We start from the raw sequence: 14,738 nt of genomic DNA on the forward strand, positions 1-14,738 counted from the left end.
CGGTTGATTATAAACAGCGAAAAACCGCCTTACGCGGCTTCGTCCTTCTTGGCGTAGGCCGCAAACACGCGGGCAAGCTGGCTTGCCGGTGCTGCAACAACCCCAGCGATGCGGGTAGCCGGTGTCTGGATCATGCCCAGCAGCTTCGCACGCAGCTCATCGAGCGAAGGCAGGGTCGCAAGCGACTTGACTGCATCGGCGTTGAGCGTGGTTGTTCCCATGGCGCCGCCCAGAACAATGATCTTGTCATTGGTCTTGGCGAAATCCATGACGACCTTCGGAGCGGTGATCGGATCGGTGCTGTATGCAATCAGCGTCTGACCCTTGAAGAGATTGGACATCCCTTCCGCTTCCGTACCCTGAAGGGCAATCTTGGCCAGGCGGTTCTTCGCGACTTTGACGGTACCGCCAGCTGCGCGCATCTTCGAACGAAAATCGTTCATCTGCGCGACTGTGGCACCAGCATAGTGGGCCACGACAACTGAGCCCGAAGCCTTGAAGACTTCGTTCAGTTCCGTGACGAATTCGCGTTTTTCCGCTCTTTCCACTGCCTATCTCCAGTTGGCGGGACCGAAAATGGGCCCGCCGGTTGCCTTTTGCCTCCTGGGATCATGAGAGATCCCAAGCGACGCTTGAGGATCCTGTCCCCCCGCGCTCTCGCGCCAATCAAGGCTAAAGAGGCACAAGGCATCCAAGGCTCGAACCGAGTTCCTAGAAGCGAACTTCTTGCAATTCGGGTCTTACCCGTCTCATGCAGGCACAGTGATTAAGGGAAAACCACCTGCAATCTCGGACAGGATTCCGGATTTCTCCGGAATATTCCGGCCCCTTGCGAGGCCGGAAATTCAGTCGCCGGACTTAAAGCCCGGTCATAAACTTACGCAGCCGGAGCACCGGTGACCGAGCCGGGCTCGATCTTGACGCCCGGGCCCATGGTCGAGGAAATCGCCACGCGCTTGACGTAGTTGCCCTTGGCGCCAGCCGGCTTCGCCTTGATGACAGCGTCAGCAAAGGCGCGGATGTTTTCTTCCAGAGCCTTGGCGTCGAAAGAGGCCTTGCCGATACCGGCATGGACGATGCCGGCCTTCTCGACGCGGAACTCGACAGCGCCGCCCTTGGAAGCCTTGACGGCTCCGGCGACATCCATGGTGACGGTGCCGACCTTCGGGTTCGGCATCATGCCGCGGGGGCCAAGAACCTTACCGAGACGGCCGACGAGCGGCATCATGTCGGGGGTGGCGATGCAGCGATCGAATTCGATCTTGCCGCCCTGGACGATTTCGACGAGGTCTTCGGCGCCGACGATATCGGCACCGGCGGCCTTGGCTTCGTCAGCCTTGGCGCCACGAGCGAAGACGGCGACGCGAACCGTACGGCCCGTGCCGTTCGGCAGGTTGACGACGCCGCGAACCATCTGGTCCGCATGGCGCGGGTCGACGCCGAGGTTCATCGAGACTTCGATGGTTTCGTCGAACTTGGCGACAGCCCGTTCCTTGACCATGCCGATGGCCAGGGTCAGAGCGTAGAGCTTGGTGGGATCAACACCTTCGTTGATCTTCTGTGTGCGCTTACCAGCCATGATCTTAACCCACCACTTCCAGGCCCATGGCGCGGGCAGAGCCCTCGATCATCGCCATTGCACCTTCGATATCCGCTGCGTTCAGATCCTTCATCTTGGCTTCTGCGATCGACTTGATCTGAGCCTTGGTGAGGGAGCCGGCCTTGGCGCCCTTGCCGGGCGTCTTGGAACCGGACGTGATCTTCGCTTCCTTCTTCAGCCAGTAGCTGACCGGCGGCTGCTTCATCGCGAAGGTGAAGGACTTGTCCTGGTAATAGGTGATGACGACCGGAATCGGCATGCCCTTTTCCATTTCCTGCGTGGCGGCATTGAACGCCTTGCAGAATTCCATGATGTTAATGCCACGCTGACCAAGCGCCGGACCAATCGGCGGGGACGGGTTTGCCGATCCTGCCTTGACCTGAAGCTTGAGCTGGCCTGCAACTTTCTTAGCCATATCTCTCTGCCTTTCATGAACGGCCGGTCGCCCGGCCCGTGATGCCGGATCTCTCCGGCGGCTGCGGTTGCGTGGTGCGGATCCTTAGGGTCCGGCTAAGACCCCTCACCTTCCACGCGGGTGCGGACAAGGTCCGCAGGAAACAGGCCGCAAGGGCCAGCTTCCAGTTTCTGCAATCAGACCTTCTCGACCTGAGCGTATTCCAGCTCGACCGGCGTTGCGCGGCCGAAGATCGACACTTCCACTTTCAGGCGCGAACGTTCTTCGTCCACATCCTGAACCGTGCCGTTGAACGACGCGAACGGACCGTCGGAAACGCGGACCTGCTCGCCGATCTCGAAGGTAATGGAGGCCTTCGGCCGCTCGACACCTTCCTGGACCTGACCGAGAATGCGCTCGGCTTCATAATCCGGAATCGGAACGGGCTTATTGTCGGAGCCGAGGAAACCTGTGACCTTCGGCGTATTCTTGATCAGGTGGTAGGCTTCGTCCGTCAGATTGGCACGAACCATGACATAGCCCGGGAAAAACTTGCGCTCGGAATCGACCTTGCGGCCGCGACGCACTTCCACCACCTTTTCAGTCGGCACGAGGATCTTCTCGAACAGGTGCTCAAGCCCCTTCTGGCGAGCCTTGTTCTCGATGTCTTCAGCCACCTTCTTTTCAAAATTTGAATATGCGTGGACGATGTACCAACGTGCCGCCATTTTCATTTCCACCCGTATCAGTTGCCGGTATTCAGCACGAAGCTCAGAGCCCAGCCGATCAGCTGGTCAGCGGCAAAGAAAAACAGCGCGGCGAAAACCACCATCACCAGCACCATGACCGTCGAGATCATGGTCTCGCGGCGCGACGGCCATGTAACTTTGGACGTCTCGGAGCGAACCTGCTGCAGAAACGCAAACGGATTGGATTTGGATGCCATCGACTGCCCACGCAATTACGGCGCGTAAAGCTGAAACTATCAGCCCCACGCACCGCGTGTCTGTTGAACCCTAAATAAACACCGATTTCCGAATACACAAGGGGGAAACCGAAGTTTAACGAAATTACTTGCCACCAATCAATCCCCGAGCGGAAATGCCGCGAGCATGTCCGCGCTGTCCCGCATCCAGGAAAATGGCAGGGGCAGTAGGGCTCGAACCTACGACCTGCGGTTTTGGAGACCGCCGCTCTACCAACTGAGCTATACCCCTTCATACCGATCATTCAGCGCCTGAGCCAAGGCCCGCAAATCGCTGCTGAAAAGCATGGCGCTCCCTTTAAGACGACGGCACGGGATTGGCAAGCACGATTTTCGATTTTCAAAGCCATTCTCCTGATATGGGAGCGATCGGCCTTTCAATCGCGGAACCGCGGTCCGTTCAGACCTTCACATATTTCCGCCAATCGTGTTCTTCCTTAAAACCCAGCACCTCGCGGATCTTCCGGTTGGAGAGCAGACCCTCATATTCGCCGATCTCGCGGGTGAAGGGCACGTTCGGAAAGAATCGCTTCGCAAGCTCTTTCGATGGCGTATTGGCAGAGACGGTGTCGTTGGCAGCGTTGAAAACCTGGTAGCCGAGACCGTCCTTCTCGATGCAGAGATGGCAGATCTGCCCGAGATCGCGGGCGTCGATGTAGCTCCAGGCGATTCGCTTGCGCATCTCGGAATTGGCGAAAAAGGTCGGAAACTTCTCGTATTCGTCAGGCTCGATGACATTGCCGATGCGCAGCGCATAGATGTCGAAGCCCGAACGTTCGGCAAAGGCGCGCGCCGTCTTTTCGTTGACCACCTTGGAAAGGCCGTAGGAGTCCATCGGATTGACGTCATAATCCTCCTCCAGCGGGAACTGGTGGAAATCGCGATGGCCTTCGGCAAAGCAGACGCCGTAAGTCGTCTCGCTCGATGCGACGATGATCTTGCGGATGCCGAGCTTCACCGCCGCCTCGATGACATTATAGGTGCCCATCGTGTTGATGCGGAAGGTTTCGTTGTCGGGCTTGATCAGGATGCGCGGGATGGCGGCGAAATGCACGACGGCGTCGAAGGGCTGCACGCCCCTGCCCGCGTCGAGATCGGGAAAATCGCGATGCATCGAGAGCGCGTTGAAGACCTGACCGCTATCGGTGATGTCGGCGATGAGATTGGTGACGCCGGGGCTATCCAGCGGCACGAGATCGAGGTTGTGAACCTCGTAACCGGCATTGACGAGCCACGGCACCGCATGGCGACCTGCCTTGCCCGAACCGCCGGTGAATAGAATACGTCTCTTCATGGAATATCCTCCGCGTCATGAAATCGGAGGCATAGATAGACGCTTCCGCGCGAAGAGCAAGCGAGCGTCCTGCAAGGGTTCACCCCCGCGTCGCCAGAAGCCCTATCCGGGAGCACCTGGCCGATCATTTCCGATCACCGCAGAACCCTGCGATGCTCGGCAAAGGTCATCACTTGACGACACTTACCTCACCAATCTGCACGACGGCAGACTGAACAACTTCTTGCGGAATTGCAGCGATGAAAAACATCGTGAAAACATACATCGCGAATATCGTCGCAGCGAATGTGGCCTTTGGAATCATCCGGGCTCTCCTCTTTGCAAGGAGGAGTCTGGACTACAATGGTCCAATCACAAACCGGTTTCTGAACGTGAGATGAACAAAATACTGTGACAGGCCAACTTAACGATATTTTTACAACACCTGTTAAACCTACAGGAAGCCATGAAAATGAAAACCCCGCTGTTTCCAGCGGGGTCTTCATAATTGCGGATAACTCGAAAGTTACTCGACGATCGACGCGACGATACCGGCGCCGACGGTGCGGCCGCCTTCGCGGATCGCGAAGCGCAGCTTTTCTTCCATCGCGATCGGAACGATCAGCTCGACCGATACCGTGACGTTGTCGCCCGGCATGACCATCTCCGTGCCTTCCGGCAGCGTTACGATGCCGGTCACGTCGGTCGTGCGGAAGTAGAACTGCGGACGGTAGTTGGTGAAGAACGGCGTATGACGGCCGCCCTCTTCCTTCGTCAGGATGTAGGCTTCAGCCATGAACTTCTTGTGCGGCTTGACCGAACCCGGCTTGCACAGAATCTGGCCACGCTCAACGCCGTCACGGGTAACGCCGCGGATCAGCGCGCCGATGTTGTCGCCAGCCTGGCCCTGATCGAGCAGCTTGCGGAACATTTCAACGCCGGTCACCGTCGTCTTCGTCGTCGGGCGGATGCCGACGATCTCGACTTCTTCGCCAACCTTGACAATGCCACGCTCGACGCGGCCGGTCACAACCGTACCGCGGCCAGAGATCGAGAACACGTCTTCGATCGGCAGCAAGAACGGCAGGTTGATCGGACGCTCAGGCGTCGGGATGTAGGCGTCGACAGCAGCCATCAGTTCGCGGATCGCGTCTTCGCCGATCTTCTTGTCCGAATCTTCGAGAGCAGCAAGCGCCGAACCCTTGACGATCGGGATATCGTCGCCCGGGAAGTCGTAGGACGACAGCAGTTCACGAACTTCGAGCTCGACCAGTTCGAGAAGCTCGGCGTCGTCAACCTGGTCGACCTTGTTCAGGAACACAACGATTGCCGGAACGCCGACCTGGCGAGCCAGCAGGATGTGTTCGCGCGTCTGCGGCATCGGGCCGTCAGCGGCCGAGCACACCAGGATCGCGCCGTCCATCTGGGCAGCACCGGTGATCATGTTCTTGACGTAGTCGGCGTGGCCGGGGCAGTCGACGTGGGCGTAGTGGCGGGCCGGCGTCTCGTATTCAACGTGAGCCGTCGAAATCGTGATGCCACGCGCCTTTTCTTCCGGAGCCGCGTCGATCTGGTCGTACGCCTTGTACTCACCGAAGTACTTCGTGATCGCTGCCGTCAGAGACGTCTTGCCGTGGTCAACGTGGCCAATCGTGCCAATGTTGACGTGCGGCTTGTTGCGCTCAAACTTACTCTTTCCCATTTGAATGCTTCCTGTGAACGAAAATGGTGGCCCCGGCGAACCGGTTTAGTGCCGCCGTTTAAGGCTTTCAGCGACATTGCGCAAGACTTAATTGCAGACGCCAAACTTGGCCTGACAGCGCATATGGGAGACAATTCGCCGCCTGCAAGGCGATTCGCCAAAGCCCCCTCGAAAATCGCTGAAATCTTAGAGAAAATCGCATTGACCGCCGGAGACGCGCTATAGACGTTCGGCGTAGAGCGCCCTTCCCCACCAGTCGATAATCGCAATCGTCAGCTTCTTCGCCAGCGCCGGAGATATCTCGGGGACTATCACAGCAGCGGTCGAATAAAGTAGCGTAACGGAAACTGGAGCGGGTAGCGGGAATCGAACCCGCGTATTCAGCTTGGAAGGCTGCTGCTCTACCATTGAGCTATACCCGCGGGGTGGTCCGATCCGATGACGAATGGTGGAGAGAGTTGGATTTGAACCAACGTAGGCTGAGCCAACGGATTTACAGTCCGTCCCCTTTAACCACTCGGGCATCTCTCCAGTTTTCGTCCGGATCGCAAGACCAAGTTCGTCAGACTTCGAAGCGTTGCTGCCCGTCGTCTGCGCCGCGTATATGACCGGAGCATTTCAGTCTGTCAACACGATGACAACGGAAAAAACACGAAAAATTTCATTCACCACCGAAAGCCGGCATATGAAAGAAAGCCTATGCGGCAGCGAGCGCCATGGCTATAAAGCTGCATGAGCAAAGACAACAAATCCGGCGGCAAGACCGCGACAGACCCATCTGCCAAGGATACGCATTACGCCACTCTGCGGCGCGCCCACCGCGACGCCAAGCGCGAACGCGGGGAGATTCCGACACCTCAGCCGCAGAAGCGAAAGCGCGGCGGCGAAGACTGGAAGCCGCCGGCGCTTGCGCCCGACCAGGTGCATCTCTATGGCCTGCATACGGTGCGCGCAGCGCTCGACAATCCCGAGCGCAAGAAGATCAAGCTGTTCGTGACTCAGAATGCGCTGGCGCGCCTCGAAGTCGACGTCGAGGCGCTCGGCATTCCCTTCGAGATCGTTTCGCCGCAGGAGATCGACAAGGTGCTCGGCCCCGAGGCGATCCATCAGGGCGTCATGCTGGAAACACGGCCGCTTCCGGTACGCCGGCTCGAAGCACTGAAGGAAAGTCCTCTCCTGCTCGTCCTCGATCAGGTGACCGATCCGCACAATGTCGGCGCGATCATGCGCTCGGCCGTCGCCTTCAATGCCGGCGCGGTAATCACCACGCAGCGATACAGCCCGACCGAATCGGGCGTGCTCGCCAAGTCCGCCTCCGGCGCGCTGGAACTGATACCTTATATACAGGTCACCAATCTCGCCGATGCACTCGGTGAATTGCACAAGCTCGGTTTCTCCACCATCGGCCTTGATTCGGAAGGGCCGGCGCCACTCGAAGGCACCTTCTCGGGCCAGAAGGTGGCGCTCGTGCTCGGCTCCGAGGGCAAGGGACTTCGGCAGAAGACGCGGGAAACCGTCAACGCACTTGCCCGTCTCGACATGCCGGGCTCGATCAAATCGCTCAACGTCTCGAATGCGGCAGCAATCGCGCTTTATGCGGCGCGGCTTCACCTGAAGGCATAGGCTGGCCCGCAGCAAGGGCAGCCGGTCGATCCGTCCATCGGCCTGCGCGCCGTATCGCCTGCATAGGCCACTTCGACGGGATAGACGATCATCCGTGACGTACAGCGCCGCGCGTCTTTTCAGACGCGCTATCGATTCGGATTTAAGGAATTATGCAGGAGTTCGATGCGGCGCGACAAATGGAAAAGGACACGGACAACGCTCGTGCAACGCCCGACCGATGCCGGAAAAATCCACTTTTGCCTTGGAATGACGCCCTGGAGCACTATGATCGGGCGACGACCGGTTGTTGCGACCGGCTCACAAGCAAGAAGGAACGATCCCTATCATGGCCATTCGACCGCTGATTTTCGGTATCCTCTTCATCGCGGTCTTCGTCGTGATTATCATCAGCATCATTTGGGTGGACACGTCGCACCCCATCCACCAGCCCGATCCTCTCTCGCCGACGGCGCCTGGCCCCGCGACGCCGGGCCAGGTGCAATAATACTTGCAGGAACGCGGACGGAGATCATGCGTTAATCCCGGAATCGAACGAGGATTGAACGCTTATGCGCATAATGATCGCCGTCGTCGCCTTCATGATCGCCTCCGTACTCAGCATCGCGATGATGTCGCCCTCCGGCGCCGGACAGACCGGCAATGGCGACAGGATCGAGGCGAGCGTCAACGAACCCCTCACTCATTAGAACAGGATGACTTTAGGCCGGCTCGGCCTAAAATCTGAATCCTGTTCTAAAAATAAATAGTGGGAGCATGATGTCGTCCGAAAACCGATCACACTTTTCGGCATCATGCTCTAAAATAACGGCCCGGATGATCCGGGCCGTTATCGTCAGCTGCGGTAGAGCCAGAACGGCATGCCGCGATCGCGATGGCGCCAGTCGCGGCGTTCCTGCCAACGCTCGGCACGCCACCGCCGCCCGTGACGGCGATCATCGCGCCAGTCGGACCGGCGCCAATCGCGCCCATCGCGCCAGCCACGATCATCCCGGTCGCGATCACGTCGCCAGCCACGGTCGTCGTGGTCGCGATCACCTCGCCAGCCATCACGAATTTGAACGATGTCGCCCTGCGCCGTCACCGCCGGCCGCTCGGCCGGCATGGCGGCCGCCGGTGCGACGGACGCGAAAGCCGCGCCGACGGAAATGGTTGCGGCGAGAAAGAGATGTGCGAGCTTCATGGCTATTTCCTCATTGATGATGAGGCGAAGATAAGCGGGCGCGGCTGAATTGGCGGTGAAGCAGCCCTTCACGCGCGGTTCATCGAGCGATATGAACCTTCTGAAAAGTCTGCTGGTGCGATTGAGCGCAACAGCGTCGAACCCAGACTATGGACTAGCAAACGGTATCGCGCGGAAAAGAATGGTGCCCCCGGCAAGGTTCGAACTCGCGACCCCCTGATTACAAATCAGGTGGTAATCCTTATATCACAGCGCTTCTGCGGCTTCATGCGCCATTTGTGCGCCATCGACGAAAATGGACGTCGAAATCTGATCCATGATGTTACGGTGAGTATCGCTTGGAAACATGTGCCCATACCGGCTCATGGTGACGGCGAGTGAGGAATGACCGGCAAAGGTTTGAACCGTCTTGGGTTGCATACCAGCTTCGATCCATGTGCTGATCGCGAAGTGGCGGAGCGCATGCCAATTGAACGGTTTGAACTTCCTGCCTTCATCTGTAGCCTTCTTGGCGGCAGCGACAAGCAGCGGCCGGAACTCGCGTTTCAGGATATTCTTATGATCGAGGAAACCGCCCTTGGCATTTGGGAAAATCAGATCTTCTGCTTCCGAGCTCTTGGCTGCTTCTTTCCATGCTCGCAACTCGGCCAACATAGCTGAGGAGAGTGGCACGCGCCGGATGCCTGCTGTTGACTTGGTGGTGTCCTCATTTTTGTAAGCGTCGACACGACCGTCGACGGTGAGCTCGCCAGCGTTGAATGCCGCATGTTTCCAGCGAAGTGCATAGAGTTCCGAAGCGCGGACGCCGGATGAAGCCGAGAGCCGCATACGAACCCTCAAGCTTCCTGCTGCTTCGGCCAACGCTGCCGCAAGATCCGCCTTTGATGGCGGTACAACCTTCTTAGACCCCTCGCCTCGCTTGCCGGTGACGCGGATGCTTGCCGCCGGATTGATCGCCATCAGGTCATTGCCAACAGCATTTTGGAGCGCGCGCGAGAGACTCCCAAGAATGCGCCGGGTCGTCACCACGCCGACGCCGGCCGCCCGCAACCGATCGCGGAAATCGCCAATCACCTTCGCAGACGCTTGGGAAAGCTTCACAGCACCGATTCCACCGTCGAAAATAATTCTGGTCTTCTCCGCCTGCTTTGCTCGGTGCTCGTCCGTCGGGGCAACGTAATTTCGCAACTGTCCTTCTACGGTCCTATAATAATGTTCGGTCACATGTTCGCCGCGTTCTCGCCGTGCCGCGAGTAACTTTAGGTAATCCGTCACAGCATCATCTATCGTGGTTGCGGCCGCGTCGGCTCGATACGTGCCGCTGACGACCTGATGCGTCACCTCGGTGCGGCGAGCCTCGGCATCCCGCTTCTTCTCGAATTGCTCTTTATGTCGCTTGCCGCCCGCATCGGTATAGGCCAGCACCCAAGCCTCGCGCTCGACGCCCTTGCTTGTCGTCCATTTTCGTTTGGTTATCGTTGCCATTCATGACCCCCTGATCTGTGTGGCGCATGAAAACACGACGCAAATAGGTAATCAAGGTAAAAACCTTGACATTTTTGTATATTTACAACAATGTTCTGGATGTGGACAAGGCACAGTTATCCACCATCGAAATTAGCATGTTTACAAAACCTGTCAACCCCACTTGGAGGAAAAATTGCAAGCTGCGAACGATAACGTCGGAGGCGACCTGCTTATGGGAGCCAAAGCCATTGCCAAGTATCTCGGAATTACCCAGCGGCAGGCCTACCGGCTCTGCAGCGACTCCATCATTCCTAACTTCCATCTCGGCGGCACGGTAGCTGCCCGTCGATCCTCCCTCACCTCTTGGATGGCAACTGCGGAGAAATCGGCATGAAGATCACCATCAAAAGCGAAGACCATCCCAACGGCCTAGACGTCGATTGGCCGGCCGCGCCCGGCACCGGCGATTGGGTTTCATTCCACTATCTCGGCGGCACAAATCACCTTCAAGCGAAGCGGGTCGAGTACGACGTGGACGCGGATGGAAACCTGACCAAGGTCACGGTCCATCTAGAGTACTAGCACCCCACAAGGAAACCAATGATCGAGATAATAGACGTCCGCCCACCGTGGCGACCTGCCGACGTATGCGTTTTTGACGCGCAAATAGGTCCGAACTTGCGGCTCTACAATCTGGCCATGAGGCGGCTACCAAACGGCTTCTCCCGTATCCTGGCGCCGAACGCTTACGGCAAGCATTCCGCAACGTTTGCGCCGCCGCTCGCGGCTGAAATCTTGAAGGCCCTCGAGGCAGCAATGGGAGGCGCACAAGCCTATGACAATGACCTCGCCGCGGCTTGAAACCAATCTCGAAGAACTACGGGCAATGAGCCTGCGGGAAACCCCGGCCTCCGATAGCCGCGAGGCAATGATTTTCGGAATTTATGACCGCCTTTACGACCACGGACACTGCAGCGTCGACGTCGTCCTAGCCCCCGCCAACGCAACCGGGGAGCCGGATTGGGAAAACACGGGACCGGCCAACGTCTCCAGCCTACCAGCCGATGAATGGCCAGAATACGAGCAGGCCGAAAAGCGCGCCTGCGTCATCGTAAGTAACATTGATGGCTGCGATCCCGACTCGACATTCATCGTAACATTGCATCACGAGACCGGCATCCCTGGAATGTTTCAGATCCACGGACCCGAAATCGACCGCGTCGTTGCGGACAGCATCATCGGCCGAGATCTCGGCAACAGGCCGCCTCCGAAGGAACCGACCGAGCTGCAAAAGTCGATGGCGAAGCTTCGCGAGGAGCTATTCGCTCCGAAAGCCCCACCCGTCGCCGCCAACGATAACAGGCCTCCCGCGCCACAGCAGACGCCAGCCGTAGCGCCCACCTCGCTTCCCGTTGTCTGCCCCGCCGAATGGCACGGCAAGCCCGTACCGGCCCGTGAATGGTATCTGCAAGGCCTCATTCCCAGCCGTCAGGTGACGATCGTCTCGGGCGACGGCGGCGTCGGCAAATCTTTACTCGCCCTACAGATTGCTGCCGCCGGCGCGCTTGGCGTCGAGACTATGGGGATGCACCCGTCTGCTGGCCGCGTAGTCTATCTCGGCGCCGAAGACGAAGCAGAAGAATTCCACCGTCGCCTAGACGATATCGTAACGGCTCACGGGAAGTCGCTGAGCGACCTTTCAGATTTCCGGCTCGTGCCGTTGGCCGATATGGACGCACTCCTTTCCGTCCCTGACCGTCGCGGCAACATGCAGCCGACCGAACTCTACGTCGACCTCGTGAAGATGGTTAACGACTTCCTGCCTGAACTCATCATTCTCGACACGGCAGCCGACCTCTTCGGCGGTGATGAAATCAAACGCGGTCAGGTTCGGCAGTTTATCGGTATGCTGCGGAAAGTGGCCATTCCGCTTAATTGCGCGGTCGTGCTACTGACGCATCCATCCGTCTCAGGGATGCAGTCTGGCACCGGATCTTCAGGCAGCACGGCGTGGAACAACTCGGTTCGATCCAGGCTCTATATGACGCGCCCGGAAGGAAAGGATGCGGATCAAGACCTACGGTTTCTAACGACGAAGAAATCGAACTATGGTTCCACCGGCGGAGAGATGAAGTTGCGTTGGAAGGACGGTGTCTTTGTGCTCGACGATGGCAAGCCATCTCCTGGCTCTGCTTTGATGAATGTCCGCGCCGAACGCATCTTCCGCGACGTGCTGTCGGCCATTAACAGGTCTGGCGAGCGTGTCGCCAAGACCAAGGGATTGAACTATGCACCAAAGGTCATGGCCGAGCGTCCTGATGTCGAGGGGCTTTCAGTGAAGATGCTGGAGGCGGCAATGCAGCGTTTGATTGCTGCCGGCGAGCTCCGCGTTGTGATGGAAGGGCCTCCCTCGAAGCCGAGACAACGGCTCATCCTGGCGGCGGAACGCTTCGGGGCGGAGTAACAATCTTCCACGGTGAAAGATTTCCACCCTACGTTCCCCCCCCCTACCACCCCTGTTCCACCCCCCTGTTCCTTCCACCCCCTATAACCCCCATAGGGGTGGAACACCCCTGGTAGGGTGGAAGCCCTACCGGTTGTTCGCACTCCCAAATGCACGACCGCATAAGCCGCCTATGCGGTCGGCTCATCCACCAATATTTTCCGGAATTTCTCCGGAAAATAGCTGACTCTAGTGGCGGGGTCCAATTCGATGTCCACCGCAAGATGAGAATTGAAGTAGCTTGGCTCGACCAAACAGTCGAGAAAAGGGTGGGTGCAATTTGCTTCCAAGGTCACAAAGATGTGCGGGTGATCGGTTATCTCATCTCCGATTTCATCAACTTCTAATATGGAGTCAAAAGGTATTATACCCGCAACACTTATCAACGCGCGCTGGGCTTCCGGGATACCATACCAGACTTCCCAAAGAGAATTCTCTTCGGCTGTGCGCTCAATAGAACCTCTCCACGGATCACCGTGACGCATGTTCAAGTCCGAGTTAAATCCATTTGCGCAATCCCATTCATTCGTCTCGAGATTTAGGTAAGCGTAGTGCCTCCGCCACTGCAACCTTAACCCACTGTGAGTTAGCTGTGGGGCCGAATACACCCACCATCTGAAGTCTTCACGACCATGGCTGTAAGGGTATTGGTCATCATCGGCCGCCCTAATAAGAACGTCATTTTTGCCAACGAAAGCTCGCTTGAGTTTCCGCTTGATTGTCGTCCGTGCCCGAAGCCGGGCTTGCTCAGAGCGTCTGCGGATTTGAAGAGAAAGCCCGAAATAGGCGAATAGGAGATGGTCATTCCGAGGGCTGAATAACGCGTCCTCCAGTTCGGCTTCTCCCCAGAGATGGCACTCGGAGATACCTTTATCGTTGCACCACAGTCGGAACTTGTCGCGGCTCGTTTTTGAGAAATCAGTCGGCGCGCAAAGAATAATCCCGTAGATTTTCTCTCGTTCTTCTTCGGGAATGTCATTGAGATATTTGATCAGTTTGGCTGGCCCGATGCTGCGCTCACGCTTGCACTGTATCAACCAGACCCTATCTTGCGTTTCCGGTTCCTCGTCTTCAAGATCTGCCGGAAAAGGCGAGTATACCTCCCAGCCCCTTGCATCGAATCCGTCGTCCGATCCTGATCGTCCGGTGGCCTCCAACTGGCGCCAAGTTCGGAATTCGTAAAGCAACTGCCTCACGAGATCTTCAAAGCGTTTTGGTTCCAAGGCGCTAAATTGGAGCGGGTTTATGGTTCGCGTATAACCGGCCTTCGACAATTGCGATCCTCACAGCAGAATAGCGTGATTCGCATTATACTCCGCGGTCAACAAATAGAAGCTCCCAGAACGGCAAGCTGCCGCCGGAGAGCACGCTGCATCTCGCCACCGGGACCGGCCACCTCCATCCGCACTATCGCTAACTCGGGGATTCCCACGCCTACCGCAGCCTGGCCGTATGCCACGCGAATTCAGGTCGCCAAGGGTTGAGACCCACCAATGCCGTGTCAATTGGTTAGTATGAGAGGTCCATTTTTTGCGAAGTTGTCACCTGTATAGTTGAAGCCGTCGCACCACGCCGCTCCAAGTCCCCGAGGGGTGAGAGCCGCGCATTTGCTGACTGCCGCCGCCGCCATCGATAAACTGGCTTTATAGGTAGGAATAACAGGAAGTTGTTACCTGTAGAGGTGAAGGGGCCGTCCCTTTGCGGCATCCCGTGGTGTGGATAGTTGAGGCCTGACCGTATGCCATGGGAACTCAAGTCACCAAGGGTTTGAGTACGGACTGACATGGGCCGCCCTCAATAAATATGCGGCCTAATGTTTAAATTCCGACGATTTGTCACCTGTATAGATGAAGGTGACGGACCCTCACGCGCATTCAAGTCACCAGGGGTTGAGATGGATTTTTTTCCAGCCATCTGACTTTTCGTGTGCAGTTAATGCGTACCTTTATAGGAAGACCTGACTTTCTCCGATCTCGGGGAGAGTAGAGTGAAGACAATCCAGCCGCTC

Annotated in this window: 17 protein-coding genes and 3 tRNA genes; 6 read left to right on the top strand and 14 right to left on the bottom strand. The window is 57.6% G+C overall.

What is annotated here, in order from left to right:
- Positions 1 to 29: 29 nt before the first annotated feature.
- The 11 genes from rplJ to FFM53_RS04005 all read right to left on the bottom strand — a co-directional run bounded on the left by rplJ (position 30) and on the right by FFM53_RS04005 (position 6,485).
- The gene (rplJ, locus tag FFM53_RS03960; protein ID WP_003547522.1) at positions 30 to 548 is read right to left on the bottom strand and encodes a 50S ribosomal protein L10; all 519 of its coding nucleotides are present in this window, start codon (positions 546 to 548) and stop codon (positions 30 to 32) included.
- Positions 549 to 877: 329 nt separating this feature from the next.
- Positions 878 to 1,579, bottom strand: a complete 702-nt coding sequence (gene rplA, locus FFM53_RS03965; RefSeq protein ID WP_003547520.1) for a 50S ribosomal protein L1 — start codon at positions 1,577 to 1,579, stop codon at positions 878 to 880.
- A 4-nt stretch (positions 1,580 to 1,583) separates the two neighbouring features.
- Entirely contained in the window at positions 1,584 to 2,015 is a 432-nt protein-coding gene (gene rplK / locus FFM53_RS03970; RefSeq protein WP_003547518.1) for a 50S ribosomal protein L11, read from the bottom strand.
- 176 nt (positions 2,016 to 2,191) lie between these two features.
- On the bottom strand, positions 2,192 to 2,722 hold the full coding sequence (gene nusG, locus FFM53_RS03975) for a transcription termination/antitermination protein NusG (protein ID WP_003547516.1): 531 nt from the start codon (positions 2,720 to 2,722) through the stop codon (positions 2,192 to 2,194).
- Between the two features lie 17 nt (positions 2,723 to 2,739).
- Entirely contained in the window at positions 2,740 to 2,940 is a 201-nt protein-coding gene (gene secE, locus FFM53_RS03980) for a preprotein translocase subunit SecE (protein WP_003547514.1), read from the bottom strand.
- A gap of 195 nt (positions 2,941 to 3,135) precedes the next feature.
- Positions 3,136 to 3,211: transfer RNA gene (locus tag FFM53_RS03985), tRNA-Trp, on the bottom strand.
- A 168-nt stretch (positions 3,212 to 3,379) separates the two neighbouring features.
- Entirely contained in the window at positions 3,380 to 4,273 is an 894-nt protein-coding gene (locus tag FFM53_RS03990; RefSeq protein WP_138387512.1) for an NAD-dependent epimerase/dehydratase family protein, read from the bottom strand.
- Positions 4,274 to 4,442: 169 nt separating this feature from the next.
- Complete coding sequence (locus tag FFM53_RS36815) at positions 4,443 to 4,577, bottom strand: hypothetical protein (RefSeq protein ID WP_003547509.1); 135 nt, start codon at positions 4,575 to 4,577, stop codon at positions 4,443 to 4,445.
- Between the two features lie 201 nt (positions 4,578 to 4,778).
- Positions 4,779 to 5,954, bottom strand: a complete 1,176-nt coding sequence (gene tuf / locus FFM53_RS03995; protein WP_020049533.1) for an elongation factor Tu — start codon at positions 5,952 to 5,954, stop codon at positions 4,779 to 4,781.
- A 348-nt stretch (positions 5,955 to 6,302) separates the two neighbouring features.
- Positions 6,303 to 6,376, bottom strand: a tRNA-Gly gene (locus tag FFM53_RS04000).
- 24 nt (positions 6,377 to 6,400) lie between these two features.
- Positions 6,401 to 6,485, bottom strand: a tRNA-Tyr gene (locus FFM53_RS04005).
- Positions 6,486 to 6,686: 201 nt separating this feature from the next.
- Here FFM53_RS04005 and rlmB point away from each other — a divergent pair.
- The 3 genes from rlmB (at position 6,687) to FFM53_RS04020 (ending at position 8,266) form a co-directional block, all read left to right on the top strand.
- Positions 6,687 to 7,577 (top strand): 23S rRNA (guanosine(2251)-2'-O)-methyltransferase RlmB, encoded by an 891-nt coding sequence (gene rlmB, locus FFM53_RS04010; RefSeq protein ID WP_138387514.1) that lies wholly within the window; start codon positions 6,687 to 6,689, stop codon positions 7,575 to 7,577.
- Positions 7,578 to 7,905: 328 nt separating this feature from the next.
- Positions 7,906 to 8,064 (top strand): hypothetical protein, encoded by a 159-nt coding sequence (locus FFM53_RS04015; protein WP_003558513.1) that lies wholly within the window; start codon positions 7,906 to 7,908, stop codon positions 8,062 to 8,064.
- Between the two features lie 64 nt (positions 8,065 to 8,128).
- Entirely contained in the window at positions 8,129 to 8,266 is a 138-nt protein-coding gene (locus FFM53_RS04020) for a hypothetical protein (RefSeq protein ID WP_171599488.1), read from the top strand.
- Between the two features lie 146 nt (positions 8,267 to 8,412).
- On the opposite strand, the gene FFM53_RS04025 is transcribed toward FFM53_RS04020, so the two are convergent.
- Together FFM53_RS04025 and FFM53_RS04030 are read right to left on the bottom strand one after the other, a co-directional pair.
- Positions 8,413 to 8,832, bottom strand: coding sequence for a hypothetical protein (locus FFM53_RS04025; RefSeq protein ID WP_171599487.1), 420 nt, complete (start codon positions 8,830 to 8,832; stop codon positions 8,413 to 8,415).
- Between the two features lie 174 nt (positions 8,833 to 9,006).
- Positions 9,007 to 10,245, bottom strand: coding sequence for a tyrosine-type recombinase/integrase (locus FFM53_RS04030; protein ID WP_138387515.1), 1,239 nt, complete (start codon positions 10,243 to 10,245; stop codon positions 9,007 to 9,009).
- A 175-nt stretch (positions 10,246 to 10,420) separates the two neighbouring features.
- On the opposite strand from FFM53_RS04030, the gene FFM53_RS04035 reads away from it, so the two are divergent.
- From FFM53_RS04035 to FFM53_RS04045, 3 genes are all read left to right on the top strand, one after another.
- The gene (locus tag FFM53_RS04035) at positions 10,421 to 10,621 is read left to right on the top strand and encodes a helix-turn-helix domain-containing protein (protein WP_246413082.1); all 201 of its coding nucleotides are present in this window, start codon (positions 10,421 to 10,423) and stop codon (positions 10,619 to 10,621) included.
- On the top strand, positions 10,618 to 10,809 hold the full coding sequence (locus FFM53_RS04040) for a hypothetical protein (RefSeq protein WP_138387516.1): 192 nt from the start codon (positions 10,618 to 10,620) through the stop codon (positions 10,807 to 10,809). Before FFM53_RS04035 ends, FFM53_RS04040 begins: the two co-directional genes overlap by 4 nt.
- A gap of 304 nt (positions 10,810 to 11,113) precedes the next feature.
- Positions 11,114 to 12,691: an AAA family ATPase gene (locus tag FFM53_RS04045; RefSeq protein WP_173883538.1), complete on the top strand. Its 1,578-nt coding sequence runs from the start codon at positions 11,114 to 11,116 to the stop codon at positions 12,689 to 12,691.
- A 170-nt stretch (positions 12,692 to 12,861) separates the two neighbouring features.
- Here the strand turns inward: FFM53_RS04045 and FFM53_RS04050 are convergent, their stop codons facing one another.
- Positions 12,862 to 14,004, bottom strand: a complete 1,143-nt coding sequence (locus FFM53_RS04050; protein ID WP_138387518.1) for a PDDEXK family nuclease — start codon at positions 14,002 to 14,004, stop codon at positions 12,862 to 12,864.
- Positions 14,005 to 14,738 lie beyond the last annotated feature (734 nt).

The sequence above is a fragment of the Rhizobium indicum genome (assembly GCF_005862305.2).
In the GTDB taxonomy this organism is placed as follows: domain Bacteria; phylum Pseudomonadota; class Alphaproteobacteria; order Rhizobiales; family Rhizobiaceae; genus Rhizobium; species Rhizobium indicum.

Excerpts from the sequence above, each read along its gene's own strand:
- rplA (WP_003547520.1), bottom strand. The coding sequence starts at position 1,579 with ATGGCTGGTAAGCGCACACAGAAGATCAACGAAGGTGTTGATCCCACC.
- rplK (WP_003547518.1), bottom strand. The coding sequence starts at position 2,015 with ATGGCTAAGAAAGTTGCAGGCCAGCTCAAGCTTCAGGTCAAGGCAGGA.
- nusG (WP_003547516.1), bottom strand. The coding sequence starts at position 2,722 with ATGGCGGCACGTTGGTACATCGTCCACGCATATTCAAATTTTGAAAAG.
- secE (WP_003547514.1), bottom strand. The coding sequence starts at position 2,940 with ATGGCATCCAAATCCAATCCGTTTGCGTTTCTGCAGCAGGTTCGCTCC.
- FFM53_RS03990 (WP_138387512.1), bottom strand. The coding sequence starts at position 4,273 with ATGAAGAGACGTATTCTATTCACCGGCGGTTCGGGCAAGGCAGGTCGC.
- FFM53_RS36815 (WP_003547509.1), bottom strand. The coding sequence starts at position 4,577 with ATGATTCCAAAGGCCACATTCGCTGCGACGATATTCGCGATGTATGTT.
- tuf (WP_020049533.1), bottom strand. The coding sequence starts at position 5,954 with ATGGGAAAGAGTAAGTTTGAGCGCAACAAGCCGCACGTCAACATTGGC.
- rlmB (WP_138387514.1), top strand. The coding sequence starts at position 6,687 with ATGAGCAAAGACAACAAATCCGGCGGCAAGACCGCGACAGACCCATCT.
- FFM53_RS04015 (WP_003558513.1), top strand. The coding sequence starts at position 7,906 with ATGGCCATTCGACCGCTGATTTTCGGTATCCTCTTCATCGCGGTCTTC.
- FFM53_RS04020 (WP_171599488.1), top strand. The coding sequence starts at position 8,129 with ATGCGCATAATGATCGCCGTCGTCGCCTTCATGATCGCCTCCGTACTC.
- FFM53_RS04030 (WP_138387515.1), bottom strand. The coding sequence starts at position 10,245 with ATGGCAACGATAACCAAACGAAAATGGACGACAAGCAAGGGCGTCGAG.
- FFM53_RS04040 (WP_138387516.1), top strand. The coding sequence starts at position 10,618 with ATGAAGATCACCATCAAAAGCGAAGACCATCCCAACGGCCTAGACGTC.
- FFM53_RS04045 (WP_173883538.1), top strand. The coding sequence starts at position 11,114 with ATGAGCCTGCGGGAAACCCCGGCCTCCGATAGCCGCGAGGCAATGATT.